Annotated in this window: 2 protein-coding genes and 2 rRNA genes (1 of these 4 only partly in view); 3 read left to right on the top strand and 1 reads right to left on the bottom strand. The window is 45.4% G+C overall.

All coding sequences use genetic code 11. The features are described from left to right. Together ACRRS0_RS21855 and rrf are read left to right on the top strand one after the other, a co-directional pair. Nucleotides 1–2,333 (top strand): 23S ribosomal RNA (locus ACRRS0_RS21855) (it extends 555 nt beyond the left edge of the window). 110 nt (nucleotides 2,334–2,443) lie between these two features. Continuing rightward, a 5S ribosomal RNA gene (gene rrf, locus ACRRS0_RS21850) occupies nucleotides 2,444–2,559 on the top strand. Between the two features lie 653 nt (nucleotides 2,560–3,212). On the opposite strand, the gene ACRRS0_RS21845 is transcribed toward rrf, so the two are convergent. Beyond that, nucleotides 3,213–4,826 carry a methyl-accepting chemotaxis protein gene (locus ACRRS0_RS21845; protein ID WP_432455485.1) on the bottom strand — a complete coding sequence of 538 codons (1,614 nt, stop codon included), beginning with the start codon at nucleotides 4,824–4,826 and terminating at the stop codon, nucleotides 3,213–3,215. Nucleotides 4,827–5,928: 1,102 nt separating this feature from the next. Between ACRRS0_RS21845 and ACRRS0_RS21840 the strand changes: the two genes are divergently transcribed. Further along, entirely contained in the window at nucleotides 5,929–6,687 is a 759-nt protein-coding gene (locus ACRRS0_RS21840; RefSeq protein ID WP_432455486.1) for a flagellar basal body L-ring protein FlgH, read from the top strand. Nucleotides 6,688–6,689: the final 2 nt, after the last annotated feature.

The following is a 6,689-nucleotide window of genomic DNA, read 5'->3' as shown; positions in this document are numbered from 1 at the left end:
TTTGTATAATGGGTCAACGACTTAATTTCAGTAGCAAGGTTAAGCGAATAGCGGAGCCGTAGGGAAACCGAGTGTTAACTGCGCGCATAGTTGCTGGGATTAGACCCGAAACCCGGTGATCTAGCCATGGGCAGGTTGAAGATTGGGTAACACCAATTGGAGGACCGAACCGACTAATGTTGAAAAATTAGCGGATGACTTGTGGCTGGGGGTGAAAGGCCAATCAAACCGGGAGATAGCTGGTTCTCCTCGAAAGCTATTTAGGTAGCGCCTCGGACGAATACTAGTGGGGGTAGAGCACTGTTAAGGCTAGGGGGTCATCCCGACTTACCAACCCTTTGCAAACTCCGAATACCACTAAGTACTATCCGGGAGACACACGGCGGGTGCTAACGTCCGTCGTGAAAAGGGAAACAACCCAGACCGTCAGCTAAGGTCCCAAAGTCATAGCTAAGTGGGAAACGATGTGGGAAGGCTTAGACAGCCAGGATGTTGGCTTAGAAGCAGCCATCATTTAAAGAAAGCGTAATAGCTCACTGGTCGAGTCGGCCTGCGCGGAAGATGTAACGGGGCTAAGCTATGCACCGAAGCTACGGGTACTTGCTTTGCAAGTGCGGTAGAGGAGCGTTCTGTAAGCCGTTGAAGGTGATTCGTAAGGATTGCTGGAGGTATCAGAAGTGCGAATGTTGACATGAGTAACGATAAAGGGGGTGAAAAGCCCCCTCGCCGAAAGACCAAGGTTTCCTGTTCAATGTTAATCAGAGCAGGGTGAGTCGGCCCCTAAGGCGAGACTGAAAAGTGTAGTCGATGGGAAACAGGTTAATATTCCTGTACTTCGTATAATTGCGATGGGAGGACGGAGAAGGCTAGGCCAGCGCGGCGATTGGTAGTCCGCGTTTAAGGTTGTAGGCTGGACACTTAGGAAAATCCGGGTGTCTAAGGCTGAGGATTGATGACGAGTCACTAAGGTGATGAAGTGGTTGATGCCCTGCTTCCAGGAAAAGTCTCTAAGCTTCAGATTATACGAAACCGTACCCCAAACCGACACAGGTGGTTGGGTAGAGAATACCAAGGCGCTTGAGAGAACTCGGGTGAAGGAACTAGGCAAAATGGTACCGTAACTTCGGGAGAAGGTACGCTGCTGTTGGTGATGGGACTTGCTCCCTAAGCTGACGGCAGTCGCAGATACCAGTTGGCTGCAACTGTTTATTAAAAACACAGCACTGTGCTAAATCGAAAGATGACGTATACGGTGTGACGCCTGCCCGGTGCCGGAAGGTTAATTGATGTGGTTAGCGCAAGCGAAGCTATTGATCGAAGCCCCGGTAAACGGCGGCCGTAACTATAACGGTCCTAAGGTAGCGAAATTCCTTGTCGGGTAAGTTCCGACCTGCACGAATGGCGTAATGATGGCCAAGCTGTCTCCACCCGAGACTCAGTGAAATTGAAATTGCCGTGAAGATGCGGTGTACCCGCGGCTAGACGGAAAGACCCCGTGAACCTTTACTACAGCTTGACACTGAACATTGACCCTACATGTGTAGGATAGGTGGGAGGCTTTGAAGCGTTGTCGCTAGATGATGTGGAGCCGACCTTGAAATACCACCCTTGTAGTGTTGATGTTCTAACGTTGTCCCGTTATCCGGGATGCGGACAGTGTCTGGTGGGTAGTTTGACTGGGGCGGTCTCCTCCCAAAGAGTAACGGAGGAGCACGAAGGTTGGCTAAGTACGGTCGGACATCGTACGGTTAGTGCAATGGCATAAGCCAGCTTAACTGCGAGACAGACACGTCGAGCAGGTACGAAAGTAGGTCATAGTGATCCGGTGGTTCTGTATGGAAGGGCCATCGCTCAACGGATAAAAGGTACTCCGGGGATAACAGGCTGATACCGCCCAAGAGTTCATATCGACGGCGGTGTTTGGCACCTCGATGTCGGCTCATCACATCCTGGGGCTGAAGTCGGTCCCAAGGGTATGGCTGTTCGCCATTTAAAGTGGTACGCGAGCTGGGTTTAGAACGTCGTGAGACAGTTCGGTCCCTATCTGCCGTGGGCGTTTGAGAATTGAAGGGAGCTGCTCCTAGTACGAGAGGACCGGAGTGGACGAACCGCTGGTGTTTGGGTTGTTATGCCAATAGCATTGCCCAGTAGCTACGTTCGGAACTGATAACCGCTGAAAGCATCTAAGCGGGAAGCAGGCCTTGAGATTAATTCTCACTAGGACTTTAAGTCCTCTGAAGGGCCGTTGGAGACTACAACGTTGATAGGCAAGGTGTGTAAGTGCTGTGAGGCATTGAGCTAACTTGTACTAATTACCCGTGAGGCTTAACCATACAACACCTAAAGGGTGTTGCTTATAGATACTTTATTTTAGAACCAAGAGTGCTTGTTATGCTCGTGGGATATGTCAGTTTTTTCGAATGTTAAAGACAACAAGTTTTTGCCTGGTGGCAATAGCGTTGTGGAACCACCTGAACCCATGCCGAACTCAGAAGTGAAACGCAACTGCGCCGATGATAGTGTGGGGTCTCCCCATGTGAAAGTAGGTCACTGCCAGGCGCCTATACTAAGCCCTCGTCTGACGACGAGGGCTTTTTTATTGCCTGAGATTTAGCAAGGGCAGCCAAGGCGAACCGATGTTCATGAACAAGCCATGTGAAAGTCGGCTGGATATTGCCAGGTGTCTATTTAGAGAAAGCCTATCCTTACGGATAGGCTTTTTTTATGCCTGAGATTTAGCAAGGGCAGCCAAGGCGAACCGATGTTCATGAACAAGCCATGTGAAAGTCGGCTGGATATTGCCAGGTGTCTATTTAGAGAAAGCCTATCCTCACGGATAGGCTTTTTTTATGTTTGAGATTTAGCAATGCTGCATCGCGCAGTTAACGCGAAGGTTTTATTCGTGAGCAGGATGGGACGCTTCGAAAATGTGTGCTTTTTCAGGCTAGCGGTACTGCGTACCTGTTTCACCGCCAGGCGTCTATTTTATAAACCCAGCTATATGCTGGTTTTTTTTATGTCTGCAATTGCCTATGTGAGAGTGGGCTCGACATCGCCAGGCAGCTTTTTATGCCTTAGGCATACGATGTTTCGCTAAAAACGACCTGTTGCGCGTTGCTAGCGCCTCCGTAGGTCGGAAGCGCGGCGGTTTAAGGTTTTAATGTGAAGCTCTATTTTTATTCAACAAAGCTTTGTTTGTCATGTATAGCCTGTCATTGAAGTTTAAAAAGCGATAATCTCTCATCCAATTGTTGTGACATACTGGCTAAGGTTTCGCTTTCTGAAGCAAGATAACCGGATGCTTGAGTCATTTCTAAGGCAGCGTCATTAATTCCTGACACATTACGATTCATATCTTCTGCAACCGCACTCTGTTCTTCGGCAGCCGTTGCGATTTGGGTCGATTGGTCACTTACATGTTCAATATGACTGACAATGGTTCCTAGATCGCTGCCGCAACTTTCTGCGGATTGAACGCTAACATGCGCTAAGTCTTTACTTTTTTGCATCACACTGGCGGTATCAACGGCGAGTTTTTGTAGGCGATTAATTGTGCTTTGGATCTCTTCGGTTGATTGATTAGTCCTTGCTGCTAAATTTCTAACTTCATCGGCGACGACCGCAAATCCTCGACCTTGTTCTCCGGCTCGAGCGGCTTCAATGGCAGCGTTTAATGCGAGCAAGTTGGTTTGTTCAGAAATACTACTGATCACTGAGGTGACATCACTGATCTCCATCACTCCTTCTTTTAACTTATTCACTTGATCGGTGGCCGATTCTAGTTCAACGGATAAAGTTTTAATGCTATCAACACTTAAACTTACGTCGTTATTACCAAGTTTTGCCTCTTTACTGGCATTAATTGTGTCAGTTGCAGTAGATTCAGCATAACCTGCCACTTCGGCAACGGTTGCCGACATTTGATTCATCGCTGTTGCTAGTTGGTTTAGTTGGTCTCGTTGATTGGTCACAGCTTGACTTGTTTCTTCTGCAGAAGAGGCGATGCGTGTTGCAGCATCTGCTAGTTGTTTCGCTGAGTTCACCGACTCAAGTAAAGCTTTACGAACCGAGCGAATACTTTCGTTAATTCGCATGGCAACAATACCAATTTCATCTTGGCCATGAACTGGAATTTTGGCCGTGAGATCGCCATCGGCGACTGATTTCATCGCTTGCTTAATGTCTTCAAGCGGTTTCACTACGGAAGAGCTAATGATATAACCCAACAGGATCATAATAACGATAATCAGCAAGGTGGCTCCCGCCATTTTTAATACCTGATTGTTCACTTCTTGAGCAATGTCGTCGGTTAGCATTCCTGCACCGACGATCCAGCCCCAAGCTTGAAAATTTCGAAGATAGGCGATTTTATTCGAGGCTTGCATGTTGCCATTAGTCCAAGGGTAGGTAACGATGCCACCATTTGGCCTCTGCCCAGCATTAACCATGTCGTACCAATAGTGTTCTTTGGAGCCTTTGCTTGCGTCGCCCATTTGCTGACCAATCAGATCGGCCCGTATCGGATGAGCTAATATTCGGCGTGAAGTATCAATAATATATAGGTAGTTATTACCATCAAAACGAGTTGCTTCGATCAACTCCTTGGTTCGAGCTTGAGCTTCTTCTTTAGAATATCGTTGATTGAAGTCGGCTATTTGGCTGAGAGCCGCATTAACCACTGCCTTGAGGCGTGATTCTCGTTCAAAGGTTAAGTTACGGCTGAGGGTGTTTGCCGAAATTAGCGACAGACTTATAAAGCCTATGATTGCGACACTAATAAGGATGCTAAGTTTAATACTGACTCTAATATCTTTAAGTTTTAACATTTGTCTATTACCATTTTGGCCCAGCAACGGTGTTACTTGGGGTCTAGTTACCAGTCATGCGATCAATTATTACCCTATGCTTGAATTATCATCATTGGATAAATTTGATCTTGTTAGTCTATGAAAAGCAATTCACCGTAATCGAGACGTACTTTCTTTCCTAGAAAAATTTAGTAGCTAAACCAATTTATGGGACATAGAAATCAACTTCGGTTTTTAAGGTTATAAAGTAAGCAACTCAACTTAATAGTAGTTTCCGCATTAATAGTTTCAAATTATTTGACGATTTAATTTATAAGGTCTTTTGACATTAGTTGCTCGGCATATTGATCGAGTGCTTTAAGGGCTGGTTTATCTTTTGATTTGCTTCAGATCTAAAACTGGCTGGTGAACGCTATGAGCTTGAATAAATGGCGTCGATGGTCTTGGCATTTTCTGCTGCAAAAATATTCCTAAGTCATATCGATAAGAGTTTAATAAGCGGGCTCTTTTAGCGGGGGTTATCGAGTTTAGCAGTACAGTCTCTGAATCAAGAAGTAATCAAGCACTGTAAAAATAGTTTTGGAAGAACATCTGTTAAGAAGCCGTTATGTGTGGGAGGGGACTACTTCGAATATTACATTATATGCTCTTGGATTGAACAATTCCTATTTATAAATCATAAGCTTATGGGAAATGTTTTTCCGCAGTTTCATTTTTTTATGACAATTTTTTGCCGTTCACAGGCAAGATTTGCCGATTCTACATGGATTTTACTGTTTAGTTAATAAACAACAGTCATATTGTTTATCGGCAGCGCTAAATAAAAATTTACATCAAATTTCAAAATTAACATAAAATGCTGAAATATATGAATTTAGTGGCATTTAATTTGCATTAGGTCATTGGTGAATGACCTAAGCGACGGATTGTTGTCGGTGATTACACGTTTGTGTCGATTAGATCTTCGTAAGGATGTGTTTCTAATGACGTTAGTGGCATTTGCTTTGCTATAAGTTGTTTATGTTTTATTTAAGCAGCTAATTAAAAGGGGCGTTCAGTCCTCTTCAGTAAAGTATATGAAAGAGTAATAAACGGAACTAGCGGAAGTGGGAATAGATCAATGATAACTAGGATGATGGTGATGTGCAGTATAGCCTTGTTAGCTGCATGTTCGACTATTAAAGAGGGCGTAGAAGATGTTGTGGAAAGCGTCCAAGAGCATGAAGACAGTAGTCAGCGACAAGTCACGGTGAGTACCGATCATCGTTCACCAATTCCAGATGACCCTTACTATGCGCCTATTGAACCCGGCCCTGCGGCGGCACCAGTGATTGTGACCGGCTCGATGTTTAACAGCAACACTTCGCGGAGTTTATATAGTTATACACCTCCTTTCGCTTTAGGCGATACCATCACCATTTTACTTGATGAGGAAGCAACTGCGACTAAGTCGGCTAGTTCAACTCTGGGGAAAGAAAATAGCTATAAGTTGGATCCGATTTCGGTACCTGGTGGCACCTTGACTATTAATGGTCGAGAAGTGCAACTAGAAATGAATCAGAAGCAAGATTTTGATGGTTCTTCAGACGCCAATCAACGACATCGTTTATCTGGGAGAATTACGGTATCGGTGGTCGACATTCTTAACAATGGCAACCTGGTGGTACGCGGAGAGAAGTGGCTGGTAATTAATAACGGGAAAGAGTATATGCGGTTTACCGGTATTGTTCGGCCTCTAGATGTTGCGGAAAATAATACGATCGGCTCTTATCAAGTGGCCGATGCACGGATCGAGTTTAGTGGTACAGGGGATCATGCCGACGTGCAAACTCAAGGTTGGTTGTCTTCGTTCCTAGGTGGAAGTATGTGGCCTTTATAGGA

The sequence above is a fragment of the Agarivorans sp. QJM3NY_29 genome (assembly GCF_050870835.2).
Taxonomy (GTDB): Bacteria; Pseudomonadota; Gammaproteobacteria; order Enterobacterales; family Celerinatantimonadaceae; genus Agarivorans.
The sequence above is the reverse complement of the archived record's forward strand: the minus strand, read 5'-3'. Positions and strand labels throughout refer to the sequence as shown.